At 67.2% G+C, this 25,091-nt stretch carries 26 protein-coding genes; 15 read left to right on the top strand and 11 right to left on the bottom strand.

Annotation, left to right across the window (positions count from 1 at the left end; translation table 11 throughout):
* Positions 1-32: 32 nt before the first annotated feature.
* A complete protein-coding gene (locus ABDK56_RS12590; RefSeq protein WP_349808635.1) occupies positions 33-458 on the top strand; it encodes an OmpA family protein in 426 nt (141 codons plus the stop codon).
* Here the strand turns inward: ABDK56_RS12590 and uvrA are convergent.
* Positions 450-3,383, bottom strand: a complete 2,934-nt coding sequence (uvrA, locus tag ABDK56_RS12585) for an excinuclease ABC subunit UvrA (protein ID WP_349808634.1) — start codon at positions 3,381-3,383, stop codon at positions 450-452. The genes ABDK56_RS12590 and uvrA overlap by 9 nt on opposite strands.
* A gap of 92 nt (positions 3,384-3,475) precedes the next feature.
* Positions 3,476-4,012 (bottom strand): RNA 2',3'-cyclic phosphodiesterase, encoded by a 537-nt coding sequence (thpR, locus tag ABDK56_RS12580; protein WP_349808633.1) that lies wholly within the window; start codon positions 4,010-4,012, stop codon positions 3,476-3,478.
* A 124-nt stretch (positions 4,013-4,136) separates the two neighbouring features.
* On the opposite strand from thpR, the gene ABDK56_RS12575 reads away from it, so the two are divergent.
* Both ABDK56_RS12575 and ABDK56_RS12570 read left to right on the top strand, forming a co-directional pair.
* Entirely contained in the window at positions 4,137-4,889 is a 753-nt protein-coding gene (locus tag ABDK56_RS12575; RefSeq protein WP_349808632.1) for a Bax inhibitor-1/YccA family protein, read from the top strand.
* A gap of 97 nt (positions 4,890-4,986) precedes the next feature.
* Positions 4,987-5,847, top strand: a complete 861-nt coding sequence (locus tag ABDK56_RS12570; protein ID WP_349808631.1) for a dienelactone hydrolase family protein — start codon at positions 4,987-4,989, stop codon at positions 5,845-5,847.
* Here the strand turns inward: ABDK56_RS12570 and ABDK56_RS12565 are convergent.
* The 5 genes from ABDK56_RS12565 to ABDK56_RS12545 all read right to left on the bottom strand — a co-directional run bounded on the left by ABDK56_RS12565 (position 5,844) and on the right by ABDK56_RS12545 (position 11,492).
* On the bottom strand, positions 5,844-6,491 hold the full coding sequence (locus tag ABDK56_RS12565; RefSeq protein WP_349808630.1) for a glutathione S-transferase family protein: 648 nt from the start codon (positions 6,489-6,491) through the stop codon (positions 5,844-5,846). The two genes, ABDK56_RS12570 and ABDK56_RS12565, sit on opposite strands and share 4 nt — an antisense overlap.
* 16 nt (positions 6,492-6,507) lie before the next feature.
* A complete protein-coding gene (locus ABDK56_RS12560; protein WP_349808629.1) occupies positions 6,508-8,250 on the bottom strand; it encodes a M1 family metallopeptidase in 1,743 nt (580 codons plus the stop codon).
* A 56-nt stretch (positions 8,251-8,306) separates the two neighbouring features.
* Positions 8,307-10,643, bottom strand: coding sequence for an ATP-dependent Clp protease ATP-binding subunit ClpA (gene clpA, locus ABDK56_RS12555; RefSeq protein ID WP_349808628.1), 2,337 nt, complete (start codon positions 10,641-10,643; stop codon positions 8,307-8,309).
* A 77-nt stretch (positions 10,644-10,720) separates the two neighbouring features.
* Positions 10,721-10,918 carry a DUF1192 domain-containing protein gene (locus ABDK56_RS12550; RefSeq protein WP_349808627.1) on the bottom strand — a complete coding sequence of 66 codons (198 nt, stop codon included), beginning with the start codon at positions 10,916-10,918 and terminating at the stop codon, positions 10,721-10,723.
* 31 nt (positions 10,919-10,949) lie between these two features.
* Positions 10,950-11,492, bottom strand: a complete 543-nt coding sequence (locus ABDK56_RS12545; protein ID WP_349808626.1) for a hypothetical protein — start codon at positions 11,490-11,492, stop codon at positions 10,950-10,952.
* A 73-nt stretch (positions 11,493-11,565) separates the two neighbouring features.
* On the opposite strand from ABDK56_RS12545, the gene ABDK56_RS12540 reads away from it, so the two are divergent.
* The 9 genes from ABDK56_RS12540 to ABDK56_RS12500 all read left to right on the top strand — a co-directional run bounded on the left by ABDK56_RS12540 (position 11,566) and on the right by ABDK56_RS12500 (position 17,697).
* Complete coding sequence (locus tag ABDK56_RS12540; RefSeq protein ID WP_349808625.1) at positions 11,566-12,570, top strand: NAD(P)H-quinone oxidoreductase; 1,005 nt, start codon at positions 11,566-11,568, stop codon at positions 12,568-12,570.
* Positions 12,567-13,187 (top strand): glutathione S-transferase family protein, encoded by a 621-nt coding sequence (locus ABDK56_RS12535; protein WP_349808624.1) that lies wholly within the window; start codon positions 12,567-12,569, stop codon positions 13,185-13,187. Before ABDK56_RS12540 ends, ABDK56_RS12535 begins: the two co-directional genes overlap by 4 nt.
* Before the next feature lie 94 nt (positions 13,188-13,281).
* Positions 13,282-13,974, top strand: coding sequence for a DUF1013 domain-containing protein (locus ABDK56_RS12530; protein WP_349808623.1), 693 nt, complete (start codon positions 13,282-13,284; stop codon positions 13,972-13,974).
* 31 nt (positions 13,975-14,005) lie between these two features.
* The gene (locus ABDK56_RS12525) at positions 14,006-14,248 is read left to right on the top strand and encodes an exodeoxyribonuclease VII small subunit (RefSeq protein ID WP_349808622.1); all 243 of its coding nucleotides are present in this window, start codon (positions 14,006-14,008) and stop codon (positions 14,246-14,248) included.
* Positions 14,238-15,146 carry a polyprenyl synthetase family protein gene (locus tag ABDK56_RS12520; protein WP_349808621.1) on the top strand — a complete coding sequence of 303 codons (909 nt, stop codon included), beginning with the start codon at positions 14,238-14,240 and terminating at the stop codon, positions 15,144-15,146. The genes ABDK56_RS12525 and ABDK56_RS12520 overlap by 11 nt, the downstream gene beginning before the upstream one ends.
* Positions 15,143-15,631 carry a pantetheine-phosphate adenylyltransferase gene (gene coaD, locus ABDK56_RS12515; protein ID WP_349808620.1) on the top strand — a complete coding sequence of 163 codons (489 nt, stop codon included), beginning with the start codon at positions 15,143-15,145 and terminating at the stop codon, positions 15,629-15,631. Before ABDK56_RS12520 ends, coaD begins: the two co-directional genes overlap by 4 nt.
* 71 nt (positions 15,632-15,702) lie before the next feature.
* Positions 15,703-16,266, top strand: coding sequence for a peptidylprolyl isomerase (locus ABDK56_RS12510; protein ID WP_502959310.1), 564 nt, complete (start codon positions 15,703-15,705; stop codon positions 16,264-16,266).
* Between the two features lie 5 nt (positions 16,267-16,271).
* Positions 16,272-17,312, top strand: a complete 1,041-nt coding sequence (gene queA / locus ABDK56_RS12505; protein WP_349808619.1) for a tRNA preQ1(34) S-adenosylmethionine ribosyltransferase-isomerase QueA — start codon at positions 16,272-16,274, stop codon at positions 17,310-17,312.
* Position 17,313: 1 nt separating this feature from the next.
* A complete protein-coding gene (locus ABDK56_RS12500) occupies positions 17,314-17,697 on the top strand; it encodes a hypothetical protein (RefSeq protein WP_349808618.1) in 384 nt (127 codons plus the stop codon).
* Between the two features lie 10 nt (positions 17,698-17,707).
* Here the strand turns inward: ABDK56_RS12500 and ABDK56_RS12495 are convergent, their stop codons facing one another.
* A complete protein-coding gene (locus ABDK56_RS12495; RefSeq protein WP_349808617.1) occupies positions 17,708-18,466 on the bottom strand; it encodes a TSUP family transporter in 759 nt (252 codons plus the stop codon).
* Positions 18,467-18,513: 47 nt separating this feature from the next.
* Here ABDK56_RS12495 and tgt point away from each other — a divergent pair, with 47 nt between their 5' ends.
* The gene (gene tgt / locus ABDK56_RS12490) at positions 18,514-19,644 is read left to right on the top strand and encodes a tRNA guanosine(34) transglycosylase Tgt (RefSeq protein WP_349808616.1); all 1,131 of its coding nucleotides are present in this window, start codon (positions 18,514-18,516) and stop codon (positions 19,642-19,644) included.
* Between the two features lie 95 nt (positions 19,645-19,739).
* A complete protein-coding gene (locus ABDK56_RS12485; protein WP_349808615.1) occupies positions 19,740-21,161 on the top strand; it encodes an ArnT family glycosyltransferase in 1,422 nt (473 codons plus the stop codon).
* 9 nt (positions 21,162-21,170) lie between these two features.
* Here ABDK56_RS12485 and ABDK56_RS12480 read toward each other — a convergent pair whose 3' ends face one another.
* On the bottom strand, positions 21,171-22,574 hold the full coding sequence (locus ABDK56_RS12480) for a DEAD/DEAH box helicase (RefSeq protein WP_349808614.1): 1,404 nt from the start codon (positions 22,572-22,574) through the stop codon (positions 21,171-21,173).
* Positions 22,575-22,664: 90 nt separating this feature from the next.
* A complete protein-coding gene (locus ABDK56_RS12475) occupies positions 22,665-23,099 on the bottom strand; it encodes a hypothetical protein (RefSeq protein ID WP_349808613.1) in 435 nt (144 codons plus the stop codon).
* 178 nt (positions 23,100-23,277) lie between these two features.
* Between ABDK56_RS12475 and ABDK56_RS12470 the strand changes: the two genes are divergently transcribed.
* The gene (locus tag ABDK56_RS12470; protein WP_349808612.1) at positions 23,278-24,078 is read left to right on the top strand and encodes a SapC family protein; all 801 of its coding nucleotides are present in this window, start codon (positions 23,278-23,280) and stop codon (positions 24,076-24,078) included.
* A gap of 162 nt (positions 24,079-24,240) precedes the next feature.
* Here ABDK56_RS12470 and ABDK56_RS12465 read toward each other — a convergent pair.
* A partial coding sequence (locus ABDK56_RS12465) for an N-formylglutamate amidohydrolase (RefSeq protein WP_349808611.1) occupies positions 24,241-25,091 on the bottom strand: 851 nt, incomplete at its 5' end.

Below are 25,091 nucleotides of genomic sequence, written 5' to 3'. Positions count from 1 at the left end.
TCAGGGAGGTTAGCGGGGACTATCGAGAGCCGATGAAGCGATCGATACCTGTCTTAGCCTTTCTCGTCGCTCCCGCCGCGACGGCCCAGTCCACTCAAGTCAATCCGGAAATCCCAAAGGACCCGCAGGGGCGTTCACTGATTTTCTTCGATTGGAATAAAAGCAACATCAGTGGCGATGCATCGGCGGTATTGGACAGAATTGCCGCGGAGGCCGATGCGGTCCCTTCAATACGCATCGAACTCGTTGGACAGAGCGATCGATCGGGGTCGGATGCGAGCAGACGGCTGATTTCGCGACGCCGCTCCAGTGCGGTCAAAACTTATTTGGTCGCTCACGGCGTGCGCCCGTCCGCAATCTCGATCAGCGAGAGTAAGCCAACTGACCTGCTCGTGCCGACCGAGGCGGGTGTCAGGGAAGCGCAGAACAGGTTCGTCGCCATGCGCTTGCTACGCTGACGCATCTGCCAATTCGAGCATGTCGCTCGAAACCTTAGGTCCGACCTTCCTGCCAAGAAGCGGTCCGAGATATTGGCCCGTGAAACTCCGCGGGTTGGCGGCGACCTGCTCGGGCGTTCCCTCGGCGACGATTTCTCCGCCATTGACCCCGCCGTCGGGGCCGAGGTCAATGATCCGGTCGGCGGTCTTGATGACATCGAGATTATGCTCGATCACGACCACCGTATTGCCCTGCTCGACAAGCGCATGGAGCACTTCGAGGAGCTTTCGGACATCCTCGAAGTGGAGGCCCGTTGTCGGCTCGTCGAGAATGTAGAGGGTATTGCCCGTGGCGCGGCGGGAGAGTTCCTTGGAGAGCTTCACCCGCTGCGCCTCGCCGCCCGATAGGGTCGTTGCCTGCTGGCCGACCTTGATGTAACCGAGCCCGACTTCCTGAAGCATCGCCATCTTGTCGCGGATGCCGGGGACGGCTTTGAAGAATTCAACGGCGTCTTCAACGGTCATATCGAGCACATCGGCGATGCTCTTGCCCTTGAATTTCACCTCGAGCGTTTCGCGGTTGTAGCGTTGGCCGTGGCAGACATCGCACACAACGTACACATCGGGCAGGAAGTGCATTTCGATCTTCAATAGCCCATCGCCGGTGCAGGCCTCGCAGCGACCGCCCTTGACGTTGAACGAGAAGCGGCCGGGCTTGTAACCCCGCGCCTGGCTTTCGGGCAGGCCGGCGAACCAGTCGCGGATCTGGGTGAATGCGCCAGTGTAGGTGGCGGGGTTCGACCGAGGAGTCCGACCGATCGGCGACTGATCGATGTCGATCACCTTGTCGAGATGCTCGAGGCCGGTGATCTTGTCGTGCTTGCCCGCGAGAATCCGCGCGCCGTTCAGCTGCCGCGCGGCGGCGGCGAAGAGCGTGTCGATGGTGAAGCTCGACTTGCCCGACCCGCTGACGCCGGTGATGCAGGTGAAGGTCCCGAGCGGGATCGAGGCGGTCACGTTGCGCAGGTTGTTTTCGCGCGCATTGTGGACCGTCAGCTTCTTGCCATTCCCCTTGCGACGCTTCGCCGGCACGGGAATCGACCGGCGACCGCTCAAATAATCGGCGGTCAGGCTGTCCTCGCATTTCAGCAGTTCGGACAATGTCCCAGCGCACACCACCTCGCCGCCGCGAACGCCCGCGCCCGGTCCCATGTCGATGACATGGTCGGCGGTTCGGATGGCGTCCTCGTCATGTTCGACGACCAGCACGGTGTTGCCCAGCCCGCGGAGGCGTTTGAGCGTCTCAAGCAGGCGGTCGTTATCCTTCTGGTGAAGCCCGATCGACGGTTCGTCGAGGACGTAAAGCACCCCCGAGAGCCCCGAGCCGATTTGCGAGGCTAGCCGAATGCGCTGGCTTTCGCCGCCCGACAATGTCCCCGACGTCCGGTCGAGATTGAGATAGTCGAGGCCGACGTTGTGGAGAAAGCCGAGCCGCTCGTTGATCTCCTTTAGGATCGCGTGGGCGATTTCGCGCTGCTGCGGACCGAGCTTTTCCTCGAGCGCGCCGAACCAGGCGAACGCATCGGCGACCGAGCGGCGCGCCGACTGGCTGATGTCTTCGCCGGCGATCTTCACCGACAGCGCCTCGGGCTTCAAACGCGCGCCATGGCAGACCTCGCACGGGTGGCTTGCCTGGTATTTCGACAGCTCCTCGCGCATCCATGCGCTCTCGGTCGCGAGCATTCGCCGCTCGAGATTGCCGATCACCCCTTCGAACGGCTTCTTGACCTCGTAGCTCTTGCGTCCGTCGACGAAGCGGAGGGTTACCGGCTTTCCCTTGGTCCCGTGCAGGATCACGGCATGGGCTTCGGCCGGCAAGTCCTTCCACTTGCTGTCCAGTGAGAAGCCGTAGGCACGGGCGAGGCTACCGAGGACCTGCATATAATAAGGCGATGGCGGGTTCGACTTGGCCCACGGCACCACCGCGCCCTTGGCGATCGAGATGTCGTGATTGGGCACGACGAGGTCGTCGTCGAACACCAGCTTCTCGCCGAGTCCGTCGCAGGCGGGACAGGCCCCCTGCGGCGCGTTGAAGCTGAACAGGCGCGGCTCGATCTCGGCGATGGTGAAGCCGCTCACCGGGCAGGCAAACTTTTCCGAGAAAACAATCCGGCCGGGAACGCCGAAATCGAGCTTCATACCCGACTGCTGCTCGGCTTCGGGCTGCGGGTCGGCGGGGTCGAGATAGGCCAGCCCTTCGGCCAGCTTGAGCGCGGTTTCGAACGAATCCGCAAGCCGCGCCTCGATCCCCTCGCGGACGACGATTCGGTCGACCACGACCTCGATGTCGTGCTTATATTTCTTGTCGAGCGCCGGCGCCTCTTCAATGTCGTGGAAGACGCCGTCGATGCGGACGCGGGTGAAGCCGGCCTTCTGCCACTCCGCCAGCTCCTTGCGATACTCGCCCTTGCGTCCGCGCACGACCGGCGCGAGAAGATAATGGCGCGAACCTTCCGGCAGCGCCATCGTCCGGTCGACCATCTGGCTGACCTGCTGCGCCTCGATCGGCAGGCCCGTCGCCGGCGAGTAGGGAACGCCCACCCGCGCCCACAGCAGGCGCATATAATCGTAAATTTCGGTGACCGTCGCCACGGTCGAGCGCGGATTGCGGCTGGTCGTCTTCTGCTCGATCGAGATCGCCGGCGACAGGCCGTCGATATGCTCGACATCGGGCTTCTGCATCATCTCGAGGAACTGGCGCGCATAGGCGCTCAGGCTCTCGACATAGCGCCGCTGACCCTCGGCATAGATGGTGTCGAAGGCGAGGCTCGACTTGCCCGATCCGCTCAGCCCCGTGATCACCGTCAGGCTTTCGCGCGGGATGTCGACATCGACCCCCTTGAGATTGTGTTCGCGCGCGCCGCGGACGGAAATATGAGTCAGCATAGGGCCTGTCGTTCCAGCTTTGTTCTTAAGTATCGGAGCGGGTGCGGCGGGTCAACGCGGCGTGAGGCGAGATGGGCGCGACGCCGCCTATTTCAAGCGCTTAGCGGAACGCGAAGGACCGGTTCATAGCGCGCGCCCTCGCGCCCGAGATGGCTCTCGTAGAGCGTCAGATGGTCGATCCGCGCCGGCTCGCTCGACAGGCCCGCGCGCGCCTCGATCCAATATTGCGGGTCTTCGCCGCCGCGACGCGCCCTGGCGAGGGTGATGTGCGGCAAGTAGGCGCGGCGTTCCGGCTCCAGCCCAAGGCGGACCAGCAGGCGGTCGACCCGGTCATGCAACGCCTGCAGCGGCGGCCTCGGCCCGACCCGCGCGAACAGCGCCCCGCGCGAACCGTGATCGAACCAGCCGACCCCCTCGAGCGCGACGGTCGGCGCCGTTCCTCGAAAGCCTTCGAGCGCCGCGGCGATATCCTCGGCCAGCGGCCGCTCGACTTCTCCAATGTAGCGCAGGGTCAGGTGGAACTGATCGTCGTCCTGCCACGCCCAGCCGGCGGGGCCTCGTGCCATCGCGTCGAGGCAGCCTTGGCGAAGGGCGAGCGGCGGTCTCAAGGCGACGAACAGGCGATGCATGCGCTTCCATTAGTCGAATTTGGGACGGTCACGCGACGGGTTTCGCTTGAATCCCCCTTCGGATGCCCCGATATTGCGCCCACTTGGGGATGTGTCGTCGAGGCCCCCCAGAAGAGGAGTGAGAATGGCTAACCAGTTCGATCCCCGCACCAGCTTCCGCGGCGCCGATCCGGCGATCGCGGTCGGCGTGCCCACGGTGGCGCGCGATGCGGGCCTTCGTTCCTATATGCTCAAGGTCTACAATTACATGGCGTCGGGGGTGCTTCTGACGGGCGTCGTCGCGATGCTGTTTGCCAATTCGTCGCTGATGAGCCTGCTCGTCAATCCGGCGACCGGCCAGCGCTCGATCCTGTTCTGGGTCGCGCTGTTCGCTCCGCTCGGGCTGGTGATGTGGCTCGGCATGGGCATCAACCGGATGAAGACCTCGACCGCACAGGCGATCTTCTGGGCCTATGCGGGCCTGATCGGGGTGCAGTTCTCGACCCTGTTCCTGGCCTTCACCGGGACGTCGATCGCGCAGGCCTTCTTCGCGACCGCCGCCGGGTTCGCGGGTCTCAGCCTCTACGGCTACACGACCAAACGCGACCTCAGCGGCATGGGCACCTTCTTCGTCATGGGCGTGGTCGGGCTGCTGGTCGCGATGCTGGTCAACATGTTCCTGCATTCGTCGACGATGGAGCTGCTGATCAGCTGCGTCGGTGTGCTCCTGTTCGCGGGTCTCACCGTCTACGACACGCAGAAGATCAAAAGCGTCTATTTCCAGGTTCGCGGCAGCGACTTCGCCGGCAAGGCGGTCGTGATGGGCGCGCTCAACCTGTACATGGACTTCATCAATATGTTCCTGTTCCTGCTGCGTTTCATGGGGGATCGCCGCTAGGCGGTCTCGAACCAAGCTTCCACGGGATGGAAAAGCGAAGGCCGGCGGGAAACCGCCGGCCTTTTGCGTGGTTGATGCCGTCAGCAGGAGAGGCGGCATGTGTGAACTTGAAAAAGGATTTATCGTCGATACGTCGATGACGCGGCGCGGGCTGGTCGTCAGCCTGTCGGCCGCGGCGGCGCTCGCGGGCTTGCCCGGCGAGGCGCTGGCCGCGAGCGTGAGCGAAAAGGACGTGAGGGTCAGGACTGCCGACGGGTCCGCCGATGCCGCGCTGATCACGCCCGCCGGCAAGGGAAAATATCCCGCCGTACTGCTGTGGCCGGACATCCTGGGCCTTCGGCCGGTATTTCGCGAAAAGGCTCGGCGACTTGCGGCGCGGGGCTATGTGGTCCTCGTCCCCAATCCCTTCTATCGCACCAAGCGCGCGCCGATCGTCACCGGGCCGTTCGATTTCGGCGACAAGGCGGCGATGGCGGGACTGATGAAGCTCAAGGACACGCTTACCGACGCGCGGATCGACGCCGATACCGCCGCCTACCTCGGCTATCTCGATCGCCAGCCGCGCACCGACCGCCATCGCGGCGCGGGGGTCGTCGGGCACTGCTTCAGCGGTCCCTATGCCTTTCGTGCCGCCGCGCTGGCGCCGGGCCGCTTCAGGGCGGTGGCGACCTTCCACGGCGGCGGCCTCGTCACGAAGGACGGCGACAGCCCGCACCTGCTGATCCCGCGCACTCGCGCAACCTTCCTGGTCGACATCGCGCAGAACGACGACAAGCAGCAGCCTGAGGCCAAGACCGTTCTCAAGGACGCCTTCGCCGCGGCGAAGCGCCCGGCCTCGGTCGAAGTCTTTGCCGCCGACCATGGCTGGACTGTCGCCGGCAGCCCCGCCTACGACGAGCCGCTTGCCGAGCGCGCGTGGAGCCAGTTGCTCGGCCTGTTCGGCCGAACGCTCGCCTAGCCGGACTGCTTCGCCTGCATCTCGGCGATAAGCGCCGTGTCGATCGCCTTGGCGCGCTGGTAGGCGGGACGAGCGGTCAGCCTTTCGGCATAGGCCAGGAACTCGGCGCGTTTGGGCAGCGTGAGGAATTGCACGCCCCACAGCACCGCGCTGCCGACATAGACGTCGGCGGCGTTGAATCGCGACCCGCAGACGAAGTCTCGGTTACGAAAATGGTCGGCGAGGGTGTCGACCATTCGCTCGTAGCTGCCATAGCCGAACATTCGCTGCCGTTCGGGCGTGGGATCCCAGCCGTTGGCATGGTTGCTGATCGCCGCCTCGACCGGCCCGGCGGCGAAGAACAGCCAGCGATAATAGTCGGCTTTCTCCTCGGCGCGCGGACCAAGGTCGGTTTCGGGAAAGACATCGGCGAGATAGGCGCAGATCGCCGCGCATTCAGTGACCACCGCGCCGTCGTGGACGATCGCCGGCACCTTTTTCATCGGGTTGATCCGGGCATAGGCCTCGTCCTGCATCGAGGCCACGCCGCCTTCCGACACATCGTAGCTGACGATGTGCGCGACGTAGGGCGCGCCGACTTCCTCGAGCATCCAGCGGACGATCTGCCCCCGGCTCATCGGGTTGGTGTAGAAATCGATGCTCATCGCGCGTGCCTTCCGTTCAGCGGCTCGCCTTCGCCTTGGTCGGATCGTCGCGATAGCGGTCGATCTCGTCCTGCTGGCGGAGGATCTTGTTGTCGGGGTCGAGCGTCACGAGGCTGGTCGGGCTCGGCACCGCGACGCTGCCATGCCCTTCGCTCATCGGCACGGTCGTTACCTTGCCGTCGATCTTCACGTCGACCGGCATCGGGAAGGGCAGCCCGCGCGGGGTCACCCACCACAGGGTCAGCATATTGCCGTCGCGGCGGCTCATCAGCCGGGGCAGGTGCGCGCGGCGCAGGTAGACGTCGAAGAACCATTTCAGGTTGCGCCCCGCCTCCTGGCTGGCGATCGTCTCGAACTCCCTGGTCGATCCGAAGCGCGGCTGGAAATTGCCGGGCCGCGGATCGGGCCGGCCGTAGACCTCGCGCCGCACCGACCGCCAGAAAGGCTCGTCGCCGATCAGGTTGCGCAGCGTGTGGAGCACCCACGATCCCTTGACGTAGATGTCGCCGCCGGGCCCGGTCGTGCCTTGGTAGACGCTCTCCTCGGTCTGGTGGCGCCCGCTGACGATCGGGAACCTGTTGGCGATCGTCTGGCGCTGCTTGAACATCGCCGCGTCATATTCCATCCGCCCGCGCAGCCATTCGAGGGTCAGCGGCTGCATGTAGCTCCCGAACCCTTCGTGCAGCCACATGTCGTCCCAGTCGCCGTTGGTCAGCTGATTGCCGAACCATTCGTGGCTGAATTCGTGATTCATCAGCCAGTCGAAGCCCTCGGGTGCCAGCTTGTAATTATTGCCGTAGGCGTTGATCGTCTGGTGCTCCATCCCGAGGTGCGGTGTCTCGACCACGCCCATTTTCTCGTCGCCCCACGGATAGGGCCCGACAGTCGCCTCGAAGAAATCGAGCGTCTCGCCCATCTCTTTGAGCAACCCGGCGGCCTGCACGTCCTCGCCGGGCAGGTACCAATATTGCAGCGGGATTGTGTTGCCGAAGCGGCTCTTGTGAAGCGCGTGCGCCAGCCGGTAGGGCGCGACGTCGATCGCGATCGCATAATTGTTTGGCGAACGCGCGGTCCAGTTCCACCGGGTCCGCCCGTCGGGCAGGAAGTCGACCCCCAGCAGGCGCCCGTTCGACGGCGCCGACAGTCCCTTGGGGACGATGATGTGCTGGGTCACGCGCCCGACCTCGACCTGGCTGTTGTCGAAACAGGGCCAGAACAGGTCGCAGCCCTCGCCCTCGACCGCGGTCGCCACCCACGGGCTGCCATCCTTGGTGTGCGACCAGACGAAGCCGCCATCCCACGGCGCGCGCTTGGCGACGTGGGGATGGCCGGCATAGTCGATTGTCAGGCTGAGCCTGTCGCCCGCTTTTCTCGGCGCGGGCAGGTCGACCGTCACCAAGCCGCCGTCGTTGCGATACTTGTCGGACGACAGCAGGGTGCCGTCGGCGGCGATGGCCGAGATTGGCAGTTCGGGGTCGAGGTCGAACTGGAGCTTGTCGATCGGCTGGTTGACGGTGAAGCCGAGTACCGCGTGGCCCGCGATGGCCTTGTCGCCGGGTTTGATCTCGAAGGTGAGGTCGGCGGTGTCGAAGTGCACCGACGCCTGCTCGCGGGTCAGCGGAAACCCGGTCTGCCCGGTACGGGTGGCGAGCGGTCGGTCGTGCTTGGCCGCGATCCAGGCGAGCGCGGCGAACACCGCCACGATCACGCCGATCAGGATCCACGGCGTCCAGTCGCGTTCCCTCGCTTCGCCCGCCATCGCTTTTGCTCCCTGTCGATTTCAATCCGACAGGGAGCAGAAAGCCGCCGCCTAGGCTAGTCCTCGGACTTCGCCGCCGCCGGCTTTTTCGACGAGCGGCCCGCGCCCTTCGGCTTGGCCTTCGCGACCTTGGGCGGGGCGGGGGTGATTTCGAACACCGGCTGGTTGTCTTTCAGGTGCACCTTGACCTCGCCGCCGTCGACCAGCTTGCCGAACAGCAGTTCCTCGGCCAGCGGCTGCTTGATCTTTTCCTGGATCAGTCGCGCCATCGGCCGTGCGCCGTTCATCTTGTCATAGCCCTTGGCGGTCATCCACTCGCGCGCCTCGTCGTCGAGCTGTATGTGCACACCGCGGTCGGCCAGCTGCATTTCCATCTGCAGGATGAACTTGTCGACGACCCGCGCGACCACCGCCGGGGGGAGGTAGCCGAACGGCACCACCGCATCGAGCCGGTTGCGGAATTCGGGCGTGAACATCTTCTTGATGGCGTCTTCCTGGACGTCGTCGCGCGACAGCGCCCCGAACCCGATCCCCTCGCGTGCCATGTCGGCGGCGCCGGCATTGGTCGTCATGATGAGGATGGTGTTGCGGAAATCGACCGTCTTGCCGTGGTGGTCGGTGAGCTTCCCATTGTCCATCACCTGCAGCAGGATGTTGAACAGGTCGGGGTGCGCCTTTTCGATTTCGTCGAGCAGCAGGACCGAATGCGGCTGCTGGTCGACCGCGTCGGTGAGCAGCCCGCCCTGGTCGTAGCCGACATAGCCCGGCGGCGCGCCGATCAGCCGGCTCACCGAGTGGCGTTCCATATATTCGGACATGTCGAAGCGCTGCAGCGGGATGCCCAGCGTTGCCGCCAGCTGGCGCGCGACCTCGGTCTTGCCGACCCCGGTCGGGCCCGAGAACAGGTAATTGCCGATCGGCTTGTCGGGGTCGCGAAGCCCCGCGCGGCTGAGCTTGATCGCCGACGCCAGCTTTTCGATCGCCAGGTCCTGCCCGAACACCACGCGCTTCAGGTCCTGCTCGAGCGTTTCGAGCACGCGCTTGTCGTCGGTCGAGACCGACTTCGGCGGGATCCGCGCCATCGTCGCCACCACCGCCTCGATCTCCTTCGTGGTGATGGTCTTCTTGCGACGGCTCGGCGGGACCAGCATTTGCATCGCCCCGACTTCGTCGATCACGTCGATCGCCTTGTCGGGCAGCTTGCGGTCGTGGATGTAGCGGCTCGACAGTTCGACCGCCGACTTGATCGCGTCGGGGGTGTAGCGCACCCCGTGGTGCGCCTCGAACGACGAGCGTAGCCCGGCGATGATCTTGATCGTGTCCTCGATCGTCGGCTCGTTGACGTCGATCTTCTGGAACCGGCGAAGCAGCGCGCGGTCCTTTTCGAAGTGGTTGCGGAATTCCTTGTAGGTGGTCGACCCGATACAGCGGATCGCCCCCGACGACAGCGCGGGCTTCAGGAGGTTCGAGGCGTCCATCGCCCCTCCGCTGGTCGCTCCGGCGCCGATCACCGTGTGAATCTCGTCGATGAATAGCACCGCGTGCGGCATCTTCTCGAGCTCGGTAACGACCGACTTAAGCCGCTCCTCGAAATCGCCGCGATAGCGCGTACCGGCCAGCAGCGCGCCCATGTCGAGCGCGTAGATCACCGCCTCCTTGAGCACGTCAGGGACGTCGCCCTCGATGATCTTTCGCGCCAGCCCCTCGGCGATCGCGGTCTTGCCGACGCCGGGATCGCCGACATAGAGCGGGTTGTTCTTCGATCGGCGGCACAGGATCTGCACCGTGCGGTCGACTTCGCTGCCGCGCCCGATCAGCGGATCGACCTTGCCGGCCTTTGCCTTTTCGTTGAGGTCGACGGTGAACTGCTGGAGCGCGCTTTCCTTCTTGTCGGCGCTCTTCACCTCAGGCTTCTCCTCTGCGCCCTGCGGCGGGATCGGCTCGCTCGCCACTTCGCCCTTGCCGACGCCGTGGCTGATGTAGGTCACCGCGTCGAGCCGGCTCATGTCCTGCTGCTGGAGGAAATAGACGGCATAGCTCTCGCGCTCGGAGAACAGCGCGACCAGCACGTTGGCGCCGGTCACCTCGTCGCGGCCCGACGACTGGACGTGCAGGATCGCGCGCTGGACGACGCGCTGGAAACCGCTGGTCGGGGTCGGGTCGGTGGCCGAATCGGCGACCAGCGCCGACAGCTCGTTGTCGAGATAATGTTTGACCGTCGACTTCAGCTCGTCGCGGTTGACGCCGCAGGCGGTCATCACCTGCGCCGCGTGATTGTCGTCGATCAGCGCCATCAGCAGGTGCTCGAGCGTGGCATATTCGTGCCGCCGCTTCGACGCTTCCCCCAGCGCATTGTGGAGGGTCTGCTCGAGGTCGCGGGCAAAACTGGGCATTCGGGTCTCCTTAGAATGCCAATGTCGTGGGGCCGGACCGGCCGATCAAGGCCGTCGGGCGGCGATCTCGTCGCAGGCTAACGCTTGAACAGCGCATCGGCGGCGTTGCGGTGGGCGTCGGCGGCATCACGATGGGCCTCGACCCGGGCGATCTCGTCGCGAAGCGTGGCGATCCGATGGGCCAGCTCGTCCTGCGACATCGGCCCCAAATCCTGGCGCACCAGCAGGGTCAGCGGGTCCTGCGGGCGGCTGGTGAAGAAATCATCTTCGTCCATTTCTCCAGCGTCCCGTCCCGCGCCGATCTTGTCAATCGGCCGACTCGGACGATTTCGCGCTGCTGTTGGAGGTGCTGTCGGTGCGGGGGAAGATATGGTCGCGGTGATTGAACGCGGCGACCATCATCTTCTGGTAGACCGGCGCCATGCTGAACCGCCGCTGCTCGATCTTAGAGTCGACTTCCTCGAGCATCGCCTGGCCGTACATGGCGGCGATATCGGCATTGGCCTTCATCCGCGCGTAGGTTTTCTGCGCCTTATCGCCTTCGCCGGGCATGATCTGGACTGAGACATGAGTCGCGGTGGGGGTCTCGGGGGCGATGGTGGCGAGATAGCGGAACATTTCGTCGCCGTCGTAGACCAGCGCCCAGCTGATCTTCCGCCCGTCGTCTTCCTCGCTTCGCTCGACGTCGATTTTCGCCCCGGCTTCGCCGAACACCATCAGCGGCACCTCGGCCTCGGCCAGACGCGCCTTCACCGTCGCCTCGTCGAGCGCATAGGTCTCGCCGGGCGGGGGCGCCTTGCACGCCGCTAGAGACAGCGCGGACAGGAAGATGAGTAGCAGACGAGCCATCGGGCGCGTCCATAATGGCTCACGCTTTCGAAACGGTTGACGGCTTGGTCCCCGCCGATATGCCTTCGCACCGATGAGCGAGCCGATTCCAGACGTGATGCGCGCGATCGAGATCGCCGCGCCGGGCGGGCCTGAACAGTTGAAGCCGGTGTCGCGACCAACCCCGCGGCCGGGCGCGGGCGAGGTGCTGGTCAAGGTCGCCGCCGCCGGGGTCAATCGACCCGACGTCCTCCAGCGGATGGGGCTCTACCCGCCGCCGCCGGGCGCCAGCGACATCCCGGGGCTCGAGATCGCCGGGACGGTGGTGTCGGCGCCGCAGGGGCTCGGCCACATGGTCGGCAGCCGCGTCTGCGCGCTCGTCGGGGGAGGGGGCTATGCCGACTATTGCGTCGCCTCGGCGGGAACCTGCCTGCCGGTCCCCGAGGTGCTTCGCCTCCCCGAGGCGGCGGCGATGCCCGAGACGCTGTTCACCGTCTGGGTCAACCTGTTTGAACGCGGCTTCGCCGCCGATGGCGACACGGTGCTGGTCCACGGCGGGACCAGCGGGATCGGGACGATGGCGATCCGGCTCGGCGCCCTGTTCGGGCTCGAGGTGATCGTCACCTGCGGCACCGACGACAAGTGCGCCGCCGCGCTCGACCTCGGCGCGGCGCAGGCGATCAATTACCGGACCGGCGATTTTGTCGAGGCGGTCGAGCGGCTGACCGAGGGCCGGGGCGTCGCGGTGGTGCTCGACATGGTCGGCGGCGACTATGTCGCGAAGAACCTCAAGTGCCTCGCCGACGACGGGCGGCACGTGTCGATCGCCTTCCAGCGCGGAGCCACCGCCGAAGTGCCGATCCCCGAGCTGATGCGGCGGCGGCTGACGATGACCGGCTCGACGCTGCGCGGCCGCGACACCAATTTCAAGGCGATGGTCGCCGACGAGATCGCGCGCACCGTTTGGCCCTATGTCGAGGGCAACCGGCTCAAGCCCGTTCTCGACCGGAGCTTCCCCCTCGCGCAGGCGGCGGACGCCCACCGGCTGATGGAAAGCGGCGATTTCGTCGGCAAGATCGTGCTCGAGACCGGGCAATGAGCGAGCGGCTGGTCCTCCACGAATATGCCCGCTCGGGCAATTGCTACAAGATCAGGCTGACCGCGGCGCACATCGGCGCGCGCCTCGAGCGCCGCGAATATGACATTATGAACGACGAAACGCGGACGCCGCAATTCCTGGCGTCGGTCAATGCCAACGGCCGCATTCCGGTGCTCCAGGTCGGCGATCGCTTCCTGCCCGAGAGCAACGCCGCCTGTCACTGGCTGGCGACCGGGTCGGCGCTTTTGCCGACCGATCGCTTCGATCATGCGGACATGCTGCGCTGGATGTTCTGGGAGCAATATAATCACGAACCCAATGTCGCGACGCTGCGCTTCTGGACCGGCTGGATCGGGCTCGACAACCTTTCCCCGCTGCAGGCGGCGCAGCTGCCCGGCAAGCGCGCCGCCGGGATCGCTGCGCTCAAGCTGATGGAGGACCATCTCGCCTCGCACGACTGGCTGGCCGGAGGCGCGTTCAGCCTCGCCGATATCTGCCTTTACGCCTACACCCACACGGCGGGCGAGGGCGGTTACCGGCTCGCCGATTATCCGGCGGTCGAGCGATGGCTGGCGCGGGTCGTGGCGCAACCGGGGCACATCCCGCTCGACGCCTAGACTCGGGCGCGTCGGCCCGATACAGGCAATCCCAAGCGGGCCGCTCCGGAAAGGGGCGGCCTCATCTGTTTCTAACGCCCAAGGGATGTTCTCGATGGCCCAGCCGCTCATGCCCCACGCGACCGCCGCCTGGCTGGTCGACAATTCGTCGCTTACCTTCGACCAGATCGCCGCCTTCTGTGGCCTCCACATCCTCGAGGTGCAGGCGATCGCCGACGATACCGCCGCGACCAAGCTGACCGGGCGCGACCCGATCCGCGCCGGCGAGCTGACCCACGAGGAAATCGAAAAGGGGCAGGCCGACCCCGACTATGTGCTCAAGATGCACAAGGAGCCCGACCCGGTCACCCGCACCAAGGGCCCGCGTTACACCCCGGTCAGCAAGCGGCAGGACAAGCCCGACGGGATCGCGTGGATCATCCGCAACCATCCCGAGGTCAGCGACGGGCAGATCTCGAAGCTGATCGGGACGACCCGCACCACGATCGGCGCGATCCGCGACCGTTCGCACTGGAACATGGCGAACATCCAGCCGAAGGACCCGGTAACGCTCGGCCTCACCAGCCAGCGCGAGCTCGACGCGGCGGTGGCGAAGGCGCAGAAGGCGGCCGGCACCGCGGGGCAGGTCGATGCGACCTTCGACCACGACCGCGACGAACTGATCGCGCAGCTTCGCGCCGAGCGCGAACAGCACGCCCGCGATGCCGAGGCGGCGCTCGCCGCCGAAGCGGGGATCGACACCTCGGACGAGATCGTCCCGGGCATCAAGAACCCGTTCAAGAATTGATTTGTCGCCCGCTTCGCGGAAAGGTGGGCCGATGGGACAAGAGGATATCGTCACGCTGAGCTTCGAGGCGGCGCTCGCCGAGCTCGAACAGATCGTGCGCGCGCTCGAACAGGGGGCGGAGCCGCTCGACCGGTCGATCGAGCTCTACCAGCGCGGCGACCGGCTAAAGCGCCACTGCGAGGCGCGGCTGGCGGCCGCGCAGGCGCGGATCGAGCAGATCGCGCTCGGCCCCGACGGCCAGCCCACCGGGATCAGGCCGTTCGATGCCGACTGAGGTCCGCGAGAAAGTGTCGCTCAAGGCCGAGGCGGCGCGGGTCGCCGAGGCGGTCGACGCGCTGTTCCTCACCTATCTCAAGGATCCCGGCGACGGTCGCGACCAGCTGTTCGCCGCGATGCGCCACGCCGCGATCGGCGCGGGCAAGAAGCTCCGCCCACTGCTGACCGTCGCCACCGCCCGGCTGTTCGCGCTCGACGAGGCGCCCGCGGTCCGCGCCGGCGCGGCGATCGAGGCGGTCCATGTCTATTCGCTGATCCACGACGACCTGCCGTGCATGGACGACGACGACCTCCGGCGCGGTCGTCCGACGGTCCACAAGGCCTATGACGAGGCGACCGCGGTGCTCGCCGGCGACTGCTTCCACGACCTCGCGTTCGAAATCTTGTCCGACCCGGCGACTCACGAGGACCCGTTCGTGCGCTCCGAGCTGATCCTCGAGCTCGCGCGCTCGTCGGGGCTTCACGGCATGGGCGGCGGCCAGATGCTCGACCTCGCCGCCGAAGGGCAGACGCTCGACATGGCCGGCGTCACCCGGCTCCAGCAGCTCAAGACCGGGGCGCTGATCGAATATGCACTCGAGGCGGCGTGCATCATGGGGCGCATCGCCGACGAGGGACGGACCCCCTATCGCGGCTATGCCCGCGACCTCGGACTCGCCTTCCAGATCGCCGACGACCTGCTCGACGAGGGCGGCGACGAGGCGGCGGCGGGCAAGCGGCTGCACAAGGACGCCGACGCGGGCAAGGCGACCTTCGTCTCGCTGCTCGGGGTCGACCGCGCGCGCCAGCAGTGCGCGATGCTGGTCGACCAGGCCAAGGCGCATCTCCACGGTCATGGCGAGGAAGCCGACCTGCTCCGCGCGATCGCCGACTATGTGCTGGAGCGCGACCGGTGAGCGGCCCGCGCGTCGCGGTCTATCCGGGGACGTTCGACCCGATCACGCTCGGCCACCTCGACATCATCCGCCGCGGCACCCACCTCGTCGACCGGCTGGTTGTCGGGGTCACCACCAACCCGTCGAAGTCGCCGATGTTCGAGGTCGAGGAACGGCTCTCCATGGTCCGCCGCGAAATCGCCGACCTGCCGAGCGTCGAGGTAGTGAGTTTCGACGCGCTGCTGATGGATTTCGCCGAGAGCCAGGGCGCCAGCGTCATCCTGCGCGGGCTGCGCGCGGTCGCCGATTTCGAATATGAATATCAGATGGCGGGGATGAACCAGCAGCTGAACGACGACATCGAGACCGTCTTCCTGATGGCCGACGTCTCGCTCCAGCCGATCGCGTCGAACCTTGTCAAGGAAATCGCCCGCTATGGCGGTAACATCGGCAAGTTCGTTCCCGCCGCGGTCGCCGCCGACGTGGCGGCCAAGCTGCGCGGTTAAGGCTGGCGTCAGCGCCGCGGCGACACTAAGCGCATCGCAGTTTTCGGGGAGGCCATTTCGTGATCAAGTCGCTGTTCGCATTGCCCTTTATCGCCCTTGCGCTCGCCGGCGCGGCGCCGCCGCCGGCGCTTCCGTCGATGGTCGCGCCGCCCGCCGTCGCCGCCGACCCGGCGAACCGCTGGACGCTCGAGCTGTCGAACGGGGGCACGGTGGTGATCCAACTTCGCCCCGACATTGCCCCGCTCACCGTCCAGCGCATCCAGACGCTGACCCGCCAGCATTTCTACGACGGGCTGACCTTCCACCGCGTCATCCCCGGCTTCATGGCGCAGGGTGGCGATCCGAAAGGGACGGGGCAGGGCGGCTCGACGCTTCCCGACCTCAAGGCCGAGTTCAACGGGCTGCCGCATTTGCGCGGCGTGACCTCGATGGCGCGCGCGCAGGCCGACGACAGCGCCAACAGCCAGTTCTTCATCGTCCTGTCGCCGACCATGGCGCTCGACCATAAGTATAGCGGGTTCGGCCGGGTGATCTCGGGCATGGCGGCGGTCGACGCGATCGCCCCGGGCGAGCCGCCCGCCAACCCGACCCGGATCGTCCGCGCCACGGTCGGCGAGGCGGCGCCGGCCAACTAACGTCGATGCGCGTCGACCTGTTCGACTTCGACCTGCCCTCCGAGCGGATCGCGCTTCGCCCGGCGCGCCCGCGCGATTCGGCGCGGATGCTGCTGGTCGACGGTGACCGGATCGCGGACCGCGCGGTGCTCGACCTGCCCGACTTGCTCCAGCCCGGCGACGTGCTGGTGTTCAACGATACCCGCGTCATTCCTGCCCAGCTCGAGGGCAAGCGCGGCGAAGCGAGCATCGGCGCGACCCTTCACAAGCGGGAGGGGCTGCGCAGCTGGTGGGCGTTCGTCCGCAACGCCAGGAGAATCCGGCTTGGCGACGTGATCGACTTCGGCAACGGCGTTCGCGCCACCGCCGCCGAGAAGGGCGACGACGGCGCGATCCTGCTCGCCTTCCACGGCGACGAGCCGGTCGAGCTCCTGCTCGGGCGCGCGGGCACCATGCCGCTGCCCCCCTACATCGCCAGCAAGCGCGCGATCGACGAGGCCGACGCCGCCGATTACCAGACGATGTTCGCGCGCGAGGCCGGTGCCGTCGCCGCGCCGACCGCCGCCCTCCACTTCACCGACCGGCTGATCGCCGCGCTCGACGCTCGCGGCGTGGCGCGCGAAACGCTGACCCTCCACGTCGGCGCGGGCACCTTTCTGCCGGTCAAGGCCGACGACACCGACGCGCACCGGATGCACGCCGAGTGGGGGCGGATCGACCAGCCGACCGCGGACCGGCTCAACGCCGCGCGGCGGACGGGCGGCCGGCTGATCGCGGTCGGCACCACCTCGCTCCGCCTGCTCGAAAGCGCGGCTGGCGACGACGGCCTCGTCCAAGCGTTCGATGGCGACACCTCGATCTTCATCACCCCCGGCTACCGCTTTCGCGTGGTCGACGGACTGATGACCAATTTCCACCTGCCCAGGTCGACGCTGTTCATGCTGGTCTCGGCGCTGATGGGGCTCGACGTCATGACGGCGGCCTATCGCCACGCCATCGAAAATGGGTACCGTTTCTATTCCTACGGCGATTCGTCGCTGTTGTTGCCGCGTAAACGGGGAGAATGACATGAACCGCCGACTGATCGCCGCCGCCCTCATCGCCCTGCCGATCGCCGGCTGCGCCACCTTCGGCGGGAACGGGTTGAGCGGGCAATATGGCGGCGAGCATGTCATCCTCAACCTCGGGCCCAATGGCGGGACGATGGAGCTCGACTGCGCCAACGCCACGCTCGGCGCGGTCGCCCCGCGCGGCGATGGAAGCTTCACCACGCGCGGCACCTATTCGCGCGGGATGGGCGCGGTCGGCGGGCGGCGGGCGGTGCCGGCGACCTTCAGCGGGCTGGCCGACCCCAATACCATCCGCGTGCGGATCGACCTTGCCGACGGCACCCATGTCGGCCCGCTCAAGCTCGACCGCGGTACCCGCCCGACGCTGTACAAATGCTATTGAGCGGCCCCGCTCACTGACCCGAGAGCGTCGACCAGACCAGCTTGGCGGTGAGCGCGAGCGAGAGCGTCACCAGCAGCGGCCGGATCACCTTCGCCCCGAACCGCATCGCGGTGTGGCTGCCGATGTAGCCGCCGGTCATCGCCCCGGCGGCCATGCACAGGCCGAGCAGCCAAAGCATCTTGCCCGCGAGCGCGAACAGCAGCACGCTGGCGATGTTGCTGGTGAGGTTGAACAGCTTGGTCGTCGCGGTCGCGCGGGTCAGCCCCATCCCGCGAAGCCCGACCAGCGTGGTGGTGTAGAAGCTCCCCACGCCGGGCCCGAAGAAGCCGTCGTAAAGGCCGAATAGCCCGCCGATCGGCGCATAGCTGCGCTTCGACAGCCGCTCGTGCGCGTCCTCGTCGCTCATCCGCGGGCTCAGCAGCACGTAGAGCGCGACCGCCATCAGCAGCGCCGAGATGACCAGCTTCAGCGCGCCCGGATCGACCCGCTGCACCAGCCACACCCCGAGCGCCGCCCCGGCGAAGATCAGCGCCAGCGTCGGCGCGTAGCCGCGCGCGTCGACCAGGCCCTTGCGCGCATAGTTGGCGGTGGCGATCGAGGTACCGAAGCTCGACTGCAGCTTGTTGGTCGCCAGCGCATTGACCGGCGGCAAGCCCGCCGTCAGCAGCGCGGGCATCATGATCAGCCCGCCCCCGCCGGCGATCGAATCGACGAAGCCGGCGACGACGGCGGTCGCGGTCAGCGCGGCATAGGTCAGCGGCTCGATCATCGCCGCTGCCTAGCGGCGCGGCGGGCGGGCGGCTAGGGAGCCGGGCGATGACCCGTTTCACCTTTTCGCTCGCCGCCACCGACGGCGCCGCGCGCACCGGCACCATCGTCATGCGTCGCGGCACGATCCGCACCCCCGCCTTCATGCCGGTGGGGACGGCGGCGACGGTCAAGGCGATGAAGCCCGAGGGCGTGCGCGCCGCGGGCGCCGACATCATCCTCGGCAATACCTACCACCTCATGCTCCGCCCCGGGGCGGAGCGGGTGGCGAAGCTCGGCGGACTTCACCGCTTCATGAACTGGGACCGTCCGATCCTGACCGACAGCGGCGGTTACCAGGTGATGAGCCTCAGCGAACTGACCAAGGTCACCGACGAAGGGGTCGCCTTCCGCAGCCACATCGACGGCTCGCGCCACCTGCTGACTCCCGAACGTTCGGTCGAGGTCCAGCGGCTGCTGGGCAGCGACATCGTCATGCAGTTCGACGAGCTGGTCCGCCCCGACGTTAGCGAAAAGAAGCAACGCGAGGCGATGGATCGCTCGATCGCCTGGGCGAAGCGCAGCCGCGCCGAGTTCGACCGCGGCGGCGAGCATGCCGCAAGCGCCGCCATTTTCGGCATCCAGCAGGGGGTGCTCGACGAGGCGCTTCGCAAGCGCTCGGCCGAGGCGCTGATCGACATCGGCTTCGACGGCTTTGCGGTCGGCGGGCTGGCGGTGGGGGAGGGACATGCGGCGATGCTCGGCTGTCTCGACTTCGCGCCCGGACAGCTCCCGGTCGAAAAGCCGCGCTACCTGATGGGGGTGGGCAAGCCCGACGACATCGTTGAGGCGGTGCGGCGCGGGATCGATATGTTCGACTGCGTCCTGCCGACCCGGTCGGGCCGAACCGGGCAGGCGTTCACCGCCGACGGGCCGATCAACATCCGCAACGCGAGGTTCGCGGAGGACCAGGCGCCGCTCGAGCCCGACTGCCCGTGCCCGGCGTGCACGACCTATACCCGCGCCTATGTCCACCATCTCGTCCGGTCGGGCGAAATCCTCGGCGCGATGCTGATGACCGAGCACAACCTCTGGTTCTACCAGCGGCTGATGCAGGGGATGCGCGACGCGATCGCCGGTGCGCGCTTCGCGGCGCACGCGGACGACTTTCTCGATCGCTATCGCGCGCGGGCTCGTTAACCATATCTTGTCGATCGCCCGATAGGGCATCGGCCATGCATATCGACGCTGGCAGCGATGCGATCCTGAACAGGCGTGGCCATCGAACCTGGCTCGTGGCCGGGTTTGCAATCGCGTTGCTGGCGGCGATCGTCACGCCGGTCGGCTATGTCGGCTCGGGCGCGGACGACGAGCAGTATTTGGCGGCGGCGCGCTGCTGGATTGCCGCGGGGGCGCCGTGCATCCCGCACAGCCATTGGTGGACGCGCTGGCCGGCGTTCGCGCCGATCGCCCTGATCAGCGACCTTTTCGGCGAGTCCAGGATGAGCGTCGGGCTCGGTCCGGCGCTCTGGTGGCTCGCCGCGCTGGCCGCGCTGGCCGGGGTCACCAACCTGCTGTTCGACCGGCGCGCGGCGGGATTCGCCGTGGCGTTACTCGGCGCGACCCCGGTTTTCGCGGCCTCCGCCTTCGATCCGAACGTCGACATTCCCGAACTGGCCCTGCAACTGGGCGCGCTGGCAGTCGCGATCCTCGCGGTGCGGCGACAATTGCGCGGTCTCGGCTTCGCGAGCGGCGTGCTCGCGGGCCTCGCCCTCCAGGCGCGCGACACGAGCCTGCTGTTTCTCGCGACCGCGGGCCTCGTCGTCCTGCTGCGCGGCCGCTTCGACCGATCGAAGCTGCTGCTCTGGGCGCTGCCCGGGATCGCACTGGCGGTCGGCAGCGAAATGCTGGTCTACGCGATCGGCAGCGGCGACCCGCTCGCCCGCTACCGGCTCGCGCTCGGCCATGTGAACATTCCAAGCGCCGAACTGCCCGACGGCTTTCATTCGCCCCGCGGCCCGCTGCTCAATCCCGACTATATCAGCAGCTGGAAGCGCGAGGCGGGGGTGCTCGTCTGGTGGCCGATCGATCCCTGGCTCAACCTGCTCGCCTCGGTTCGCGACCGGGCGCTGATGTGGGGAGCGCTGGGGGCCGCGGCCCTGCTGGGCACGCGGCTGCAGCCGTCGTGGCGCCGTCCGCTGATCGCACTCGTCCTCGGCGCCGGGTGCGTCGCCCTGCTGCTGGTCTACGGGCTGGCGATCGACCCCAAGCCGCGGATGTTCATGCTGCTGTGGGCCGCGCTCGCGGCGGCCACCGGGGCGCTGGCATCGAGCGCGATGCGGTTCGGATCGCGTGAGCTGGCGCTGGTGCTGGTCGCCCTCGTCGTGACCAACGGGATCTATGTGATGCGGCTCTACCCGTCGAGCGCGGCGGCGGAAGCGCGCGCGCGCCTCTGGTATTCACGCTATGGCACGTCGACGATCGAAATCGATCCTGGTGCGGCGAGCTATCTCACCCTGCTCCCCCAAACCCGGCACCTCGCGCTCCGCGGGTCGGGCCGGCGCTACCTGATCGTCACCAGCGCCGCCAAGTGCGAGGCGCAGGTGCGGCCGCTCCCGGGCCATGCCGCCAAGGGACGGGTGATCGACGAGGTCAGCGGCAACAACCCGCACCAGGGATATATCTGCCTGCTCGAATATCTCCCGCCGCGCGGGTGACGGCTGTCCTTAGAGCGCGCTGAGCCCCAGGAAACTGGGAACCGGGCCGTTCCATTCGGGCTCGGCATCGTCGACCGGCTTCGGGGGCGCAGCGGGAGCAGCGGCTTTCGCGGCCGCGCGCGGCGCCTTTGGCGTCTCCGTGCGTGGCGCCTTGGGCGCTTCCGCTCGCGCGTCGGTGCGCGGAGCCCTGGGCGAGTCCGGGCGCGGCTCGCGAACCGGCTTGGCCTTCGCCGCCTTCGCCTTGGGGGCAGGGGCTTCCGCCGAAGTCTCGCCGTCAGGCTCGGCCGGCGTCGACGCCTTCGCGTCGCCGACCCGGGGCAGCTTCATCCCGGTCAGCTTCTCGATATTGGCGATCGCCTCGGCATCGGCGCTGGTCGCGATGGTGTAGGCGATCCCCTTCGCGCCCGCGCGGCCGGTGCGGCCGATGCGGTGGACATAGTCGTCGGGCTGCCACGGCACGTCGAAGTTGACGACGTGGCTAACCCCCTTGATGTCGAGCCCGCGCGCCGCGACGTCGCTGGCGATCAGCACATTGATGTCGTCGCGCTTGAACATGTCGAGCTCGGCGATCCGCGCCGGTTGCTCCATGTCGCCGTGGATCTGGCCGACGCGAAAGCCCGATCGCTTGAGGCTTTGCGCCAGCTCGCGCACCGTCGTCTTGCGATTGGAAAAGACGATCGCGTTCTTGAGCCCCGGCTCGCGTAATATGTCGCGCAGCGCGTCGCGCTTCTTGTCCGACTTCACCACCACCAGCCGCTGGTCGATGTTTGTGTTCGCCGTCGCCGGGCGCGCGACCTCGATCGTCTTGGGATCGGTCAGGAACCGGTCGGCGAGCTTCTTGATCGGCGGCGGCATCGTCGCCGAGAACAGCAGCGTCTGGCGATTCTTCGGGAGCCGGCTACAGATCGTCTCTATGTCGGGGATGAACCCCATGTCGAGCATCCGGTCGGCCTCGTCGATCACCAAGAGGTCGCAGCCGGTGAGCAGGATCTTGCCGCGCTCGAACAGGTCCATCAGCCGGCCCGGGGTCGCGATCAGCACGTCGACGCCCTTTTCGAGCGCCTTGACCTGGTCGCCCATCTGCACCCCGCCGATCAGCAGCGCCATCGAGAGCTTGTGATTCTTGCCGTATTTCTCGAAATTCTCGGCGACCTGCGCGGCGAGCTCGCGCGTCGGCTCGAGGATCAGGCTGCGTGGCATCCGCGCGCGGCTGCGGCCTTCGCCCAAGACGTCGATCATCGGCAGCACGAAGGCGGCGGTCTTGCCGGTCCCGGTCTGGGCGATGCCGATCAGGTCCTTACCCATCAGCACGCTTGGGATCGCCCCCTTCTGGATCGGGGTGGGCTCGTCATAGCCGCTGTCGGTGACGGCGCGCAGCAGGGAATCGGAAAGGCCGAGGTCGGCGAAAGGCATGAATTTACATATCCGGAATTTGGGCATCGCGGCCAGCGCGACGCGCGATGAATTCGCTATGCTTCCAAACCGCGAAAAGTCAAGGAAAGCCTAGTGTTTAAGCACCGGGACGAGCGTCCTGAACGCCTCGATTCGGCAGCTGTCGCCCATTCGCGAGCGAATCTGGTCGCGCTTCGCGCAGATCCGCTCGTCCCCGGTCGACAGGTAGAAGCCCCCGTAAAAGTCGAGCCCGGGGCAGCGGTTTTCCAGCTTCGCCCGGATCCGGCTGTGATCGACCAGCATGAAGTCGATCGCGTTTGGCCCGGCCAGCCGGGCGCCGGTAACAAGCTTGCTGTCGAGGCACTTCGGTCCCTTGTGCTCGCTCCAGTCGATCGCGGGAGTCGAACGGAGCGGGACGACGGGGACGCGAATGATCATCTCGTCGGACACGACGACGCGGCGCACGTCCTGCCCGCCCCCGGAGCCGAGCCCGGTTACCGCGCCGAGCCAAGCCGCGATCGACGCAAGAAAGGAAAACAGCTTCATGACCGGGAAAACATCCTTCGCGTGGCGGGTGCTGGCGCGCAAGGATTGAATAGAGGATGAATTGGCAATCGGCTTGCCTTCGACCCGCCCTGCCCCTAGAGCGCGCGCATCCCATTTTTTCGTCGTCGGTGTTGGCTAAGAGCTTGGCGCGGACGGCTTTATTCGGAGAGACGACCTGATGGCGAGCCAAGCGCCCAACGACCTTCCCCCGCTGTACGCCGACCTCCAGCCGATCCAGCGGCCGGTCCATGGCGACAAGATGTTCAAGCGGATCGACGGCATTCGCACGCTCGGCCGCACGCACGCGGTCCCGGTCACGGTCGACGAGTTCGTCCTCGTCCAGCGCCACTTCCCGATCATCTTCTCGTCGGGCGAGGCCCCGGTGCCGCTCGCGCTGATGGGCCTCAACGAAGGGGTGAACACCTTTTTCGACGCCGAAGGGCAGCCGCGCAACCCGGACGAGACCTTCTACATCCCGGCCTATGTCCGCCGCTACCCGTTCATGCTCTCCCGGCTCCAGCAGGACAGCGACCAGCTGTCGCTGTGCGTCGACCCGACCGCGGGCGCGATCGTCGACACCGGCGGCGACACCCAGCTGTTCGACGGCGAGCAGCCCTCTGCCGCCACCAACGAGATCCTCGCCTTCTGCGAGCAGTTCGAGCAGGCCGGCCAGCGGACCACCGCGTTCATGCGCGAGCTGCAGGATCTCAAGCTGCTGATGGAGGGCGAGGTCGCGATCCAGCCCGACGGCGCGCAGCAGCCGTTCATCTACCGCGGCTTCCAGATGGTCGACGAGGAGAAATTCCGCGAGCTTAGCGGCGACAAGCTGCGCAAGCTCAACCAGAGCGGCGGGCTCGGCGTGATCATGAGCCACCTCTTCTCGCTGTCGCTGGTGCGCGACATCTTCGGCCGCCAGGTCGCGCAGGGAACCGGCCCCGCCGGGGCCGGCGCCGCGGCGCCGGCGACCGCCGAAGCGTGACTGTCGAGCGACGGACTGCCCGGCCGACGGCTTGAAGGCGGCCCGTTCGCGACCATTTGAGGATGAGGCGCCACGCTCTCTTGCGCGGCCCTCTCGCACCCCATCGGTGCGTTCCTCCCTGACCTCAAGGGCCACTCCGGCGAAAGCCGGGGTGGCCTCTTTTCATTCGGCGGCGATCGCCCGGCGTTGCTCGATCGCTGAGCCCAGCCGCTCGACCAGCAGGGCAACGAGCGTCGCGACCCGTTCGAACCCCGGCCCGGGCGAGCGGCAGTCGGCCTGGCAATAGGTCGTCCGGTCGATCTCGACCTGGAACGCGTGGATCCCCGTCGCGGGCCGTCCGTGCCGCGCCACGATTTCGCCCCCGGCGAAGGGGTCGTTGCACGCCGCGGTGAACCCCGCGCGGCGGACGGTGGCGGCGGCGAGATCGGTCAGCCACGGCGCCGCGCTCGTCCCGAAGCGGTCGCCGATCACCACCTGTGCCTGCGGCTGCCCGCGCGGCCGCGGCGGCATCGAGTGGAGGTCGATCAGCAGCGCCTCGCCGCACACCAGCGCGAGCCGCTCTAGCCGTTCGGCGATCGCCCGATGATAGGGCCGATAGGCCTGCGCGATCCGCGCCTCGGTCTCCGCCCGGGTCATCGGCCGCCGCCACAGCGCGCCGTGCCGCGGCGTGCGCGATGGGAAGAGGCCCAGCCCGGCGCGGAGCCGCGGCGACCGCTCGCCCGGTTCAATCGCGAAATCGACCGTCAGCGGGTCGAGCTCGTCGAGCGATCGGTTGCAGTCGATCGCCGCGCGCGGGGTGCGGGCGACGACCGCCCCGGTCCCGGCGGCGATCGCGCGCCACGCCAGCCGGTCGACGATCGGATCCTCAAGCGGCTCGAGCGCGACGCGCCCCCCGGTCGATTTGCCAAGCAGCCAGTCGGGATAGTCGGTCCCGGCGTGCGGGATCGACAGGAGCACCGGCAGATCGCCGTGCGACTCGTGCTCCAGCGGCGGGGCGAGGCGATCGATCGACA

The organism is Sphingomonas sp. ASV193 (assembly GCF_040203355.1).
Classification (GTDB): Bacteria; Pseudomonadota; Alphaproteobacteria; order Sphingomonadales; family Sphingomonadaceae; genus Sphingomicrobium.
The sequence above is the reverse complement of the archived record's forward strand: the minus strand, read 5'-3'. Positions and strand labels throughout refer to the sequence as shown.